This is a genomic window from Kitasatospora sp. NPDC041988 (assembly GCF_055588525.1).
Genome location: NZ_JBVJCO010000024.1, coordinates 29,909 through 33,865 on the forward strand (window position 1 = coordinate 29,909; position 3,957 = coordinate 33,865).

A 3,957-nucleotide genomic window follows, 5' to 3' on the forward strand; every position below is an offset into this window, starting at 1 on the left:
TACAGCGTCTTCTGCACTCCTGTTTTGTGCCCCCTCTTCCGCGGCGCCCGCCCCCCCCCCCCCCCCCCCCCCACTCCCCCCCCCCCCCCCCCCCCCGAGCCGCCGGCCACGACCGTGCGCAGGTGGGCGATGTGGGCGAGGAACTCCGTGCGGTTCGCCCAGCTGCCGTCGGTGCGCTGGCGGTAGTCGGGGGCGAAGTGCCGGTCGGCGGCCTCGTCCAGGTCGAGGCCCGGGGTGAGGAGCAGGTCGGTGAGGGCGGCACGGATGTCGGTGCGGTTCATGGGACTTCCTTCGGTTGCGTGCGGGAGCGGCCCGCCGTGGATTCGTTCGCAAGTGCGTGCCTTGAGCACGCTTCTGACTGTAGCAGGAAAGCGTGTTCCGCGCACGCTAATCTGGAGGGGTGAACGACTCGACAGGACACGACATCGCCTACGCCCTCGGGCTGCTCCTGCGGCGCAGCACCCGCGAACGCCTCTACACCCGGCTCACCGAGGGACTGGGGGAGGCGGTCGACGACCTCACCTACCCGGTCCTCAGCGGCCTGGCCCGCACCGGCCCGTGCAGCGCCGCCGACCTGGGACGCGAGATCGGACTCGACCGCACCACCGTCACCCGCCGCGCCGACCGCCTGGAAACGGCCGGCCTCCTCCGACGCCAGCCCGACCCGGCCGACGGCCGCGCCACCCTGCTCGCCCTCACCGACAACGGCCACGCCATCGTGGCCGTCTCTCGGCAGAGACTCGCAGCCGGCATCGAGGACTCGCTCGCCACCTGGCCGCAGGCGGACACCCAGGCCTTCGCCCGCCTCCTGCGCCGCTTCGTCGACGAGGGACCCTTCGCCGCCGACCACGACTGACAGTGAGGATGTTCAGGAGCGGTTTCCAGGACAGGTCTGCCCGACCTCAGCGTGGCCCGCCGCAGAGCCGGCGCCCGTCCCGGGCCTCGCAGTCCTCTAGAGTTCCCGTCGAGGGACGACAGCGGATCTAGCGAGGCGACGTGGCTGACCCTTCCCGGCACCGACCGGTCGTGATCGACGGGAAGATCGGTGCCCTGCCGTTCTACGACGTGTTCTGGAACAACTTCGAGAAGCTGGTGTGGGAGCTCGTCCAAGCATCGGAGCGGTTGTCTCCGTGTCACCGGTACGGCACCCCTGGCCAGGCACAGGCCGGAATCGACATTGCCGGCCAGTCGACGGACGGCCGTTGGCACGCCTTCCAGGTCAAGCAGGTTGCCCGGTTCGGCGAGTCAGACGCGAGGAGGGCCCTGGACCTGTTCCTCCACGGTCCACGGCCCTACGGGGCGACACGGCTGGTCATTGTCGTCTCCTGCAAGGACACCCCTACCCAGGTTCGTGACCTGGTCGATCGATACCGGGCCCAGCACCCGGACGTGGAGCTGGAACTGTGGGACGCCGACGAACTCGCACGCCGGCTGCGACCGTGGCCGCGGATCGTGGCCCGCTACTGTGGAGACGAGGTGGCACGTCGCTTCTGCGACGCCGATGCCCTGCGGGCGTTCTACGAGTCACAAGACAGGGCCGAGGTCGGATGGTTGGTGAGTGAGACCGACCCGTTCAGCCTGGAGGTGCACGAGGCGATCGCCGCCGACCACGGCGCGGCCCCGGCCATCCCTGCGCTGCCGACGTATTTCCGCAGGCCGTTCGACGATCAGCTCGACGCCGCCATCAGCACAGCCCTTGCCGGGAACAGCGTGATGCGAGTCCTCCTCGCCGACTCCTCCACCGGCAAGACGCGCGCGGCATGGGAGGCCATTCAGCGCCTGCCGGGAGAGTGGCGGTTATGGCACCCGGCCGACCAGGACGACTTTCTCGCGTCGTTGGCAGCGGTGAAGCCCCGCACCGTCGTGTGGCTCAACGAGATCAATCGCTACCTGCTTTCCGCCGACCCCAGCCGCGACGAACGCATCGCGGCCAGGCTCACCGAACTGCTGCGTGACCAGAAGCGCGCACCTGTCGTGATCCTGGGTACCACCTGGCACACCCATTGGATCACCATGACCAGCGCCCCCGGAGACGAGCGCGCGAAAACGCGAGCGCTCCTGGCCAAGTGCGCCCTGCGGCTGCCCGAGCGCTTGACCGACGACGAAGTCGCCGCACTCCTCGACCAGGGCGAGCACAACGACCCCCGCATACTCCAGGCCGTCCGCGAGGCCGAGAGCGGGCACGTCATCCAGTACCTGGCAGGTGGGCCCGCGCAACTGGAGCGCTACACGAACGCATCCCCTGCCGCCCAGGCGGTCCTGCACGCTGCGATGGATGCCCGACGGTTCGGACACGGCCTCGACCTGTCCCACGCGTTCCTCCAGGCCGCTGCCGAGGCCTATCTCACCCCTTTGCAGCGGGACCTCGCAGAACCCGACTGGTTCCCCCGAGCCTTGCAGTACCTGTCAGCCCCGTGCCGAGGAGTCCGCGGACCGCTCGCACCCGCCCCCGGTTTCCCCATGGCCGGGACGCAGAACCCCCGCCACTACCGGCTGGCGGACTACGTCGAACTGCACGGTCAGCGGCACCGGCGACTGGTCTGCCCCGAGGACGCGTTCTGGGCGTCAGCGGCTGACCATGCCGCCAGCGCGCAGGACAAGGTAGCCCTGTCACAGGCAGCCCTGGACCGAGGCAGAGCAGCCGAAGCCGAAACCCTGGCCCTGGCGGCGGCAGAAGAGGGAGTGGGCACCGCCCTCTCCGCCCTGGCCGCGTGGATCGGCCGGCACCGTAAGGGTCAGGACCCTTACGTCTACTACGAGCTGGCAGCCGGCCTCGGCGACGTCACCGCGCAGCTCAAGCTTGCGTTCCGCGCAGAAGACGAAGACCGACCCGACGACGCCGAACGCTGGTACCGAAAGGTCCTGGACCGCGACAACAGCCGCTCGGACGCCCTCGTAGGACTGGCCACCATCCGGGCCCAACGGGGGGACCACGCCCACGCGGTCGAGCTGTACGACCAAGCCCTGCGATCCGGCTTCTTCGGCGCCCGGGCAGTCGAGTACCAGGCGCGTTCACTGGCCCATCGTGACCAGCACGAACTCGCCCTGGCCATGGCCACACACTCATTCAGAGCCGGCAACACCGAAGCCTTCACCGGCCTGGCCTGGACCTACAGGTACAACGATGCGCCCCGGGCCATCCGGGTACTCGAGCACGCCAGAGCCGAGGGCGACGCCAACGCGCCCCGCGAACTCGCATGGATTCTCGAAGAGGAAGGCGACAGCGAACGAGCGGAGTTCTACTGCGAGATCGCCGTCGCCCTCGGCGAGATCAACACACTCCGCGGCCTGGGAATGATCCGGCGCGGCAAGGGGAACCACCGCTCCGCCGCCGCCCTCTTCTGGAGGGCGTACAACCTGGATCTCGACTACGTCCTACTCGAACTTGCCGTCCTGAGGGAGAAGGAAGGCTCCCTCAAGCAAGCCGAGAAGCTCTATCGGCGGGCCCTCCACGAGGGCCAGCCCAGCGCGGCCAGGGATCTTGTGCGCATCCTGGAGATCCGAGGAAAGACCCGGCAGGCCGAAGAACTCGCTGGCGACTCCACCGACCTCCTCGGGGCCCTGGCGCGAGGCCGCGCGGCCCGCGGCGAGCACAAAGCCGCCGAACAGCTGCTTCTGAGGCTGGTCGCGCAGGGGCACCCCGAGCTGCTCGTAACCCTGGCCGAACTTCGAGAGCAACGAGGCGACCTCGTCGGAGCCGAACACGTCCTGCGCCGCGCCCAGGACGCCGGCGTTCGTCACCTGGAATACCGGCTGGCGCGCCTCCAGGCTGTCCGGTCGACCTGAGAAAGCCGTGACGTGGCGGGCCCGGGTTAGGACGTTTCCCGGTTGCGCATCCTGCGGGCCGCCTGACTGTTCGGGCAGCGGGGGGGGGGGGGGGGAGGGGAGGGGGGGGGGGGGGGGGAGGAGGGGAGGGGGGGGGGGGGGGTGGGGGGGGGGGGGGGGGGGGGGGGGGAT

At 69.9% G+C, this 3,957-nt stretch carries 2 protein-coding genes and 1 pseudogene; 2 read left to right on the forward strand and 1 reads right to left on the reverse strand.

Going from position 1 to position 3,957, the window contains the following annotated elements; all coding sequences use genetic code 11:
* Positions 1 to 281: pseudogene (locus ACZ6NC_RS23340) on the reverse strand (hypothetical protein); the annotation flags it as partial.
* A 119-nt stretch (positions 282 to 400) separates the two neighbouring features.
* Here ACZ6NC_RS23340 and ACZ6NC_RS23345 point away from each other — a divergent pair.
* Positions 401 to 856, forward strand: coding sequence for a MarR family winged helix-turn-helix transcriptional regulator (locus tag ACZ6NC_RS23345; protein WP_465735721.1), 456 nt, complete (start codon positions 401 to 403; stop codon positions 854 to 856).
* 170 nt (positions 857 to 1,026) lie between these two features.
* Positions 1,027 to 3,786: a tetratricopeptide repeat protein gene (locus ACZ6NC_RS23350; RefSeq protein ID WP_465735722.1), complete on the forward strand. Its 2,760-nt coding sequence runs from the start codon at positions 1,027 to 1,029 to the stop codon at positions 3,784 to 3,786.
* Positions 3,787 to 3,957: the final 171 nt, after the last annotated feature.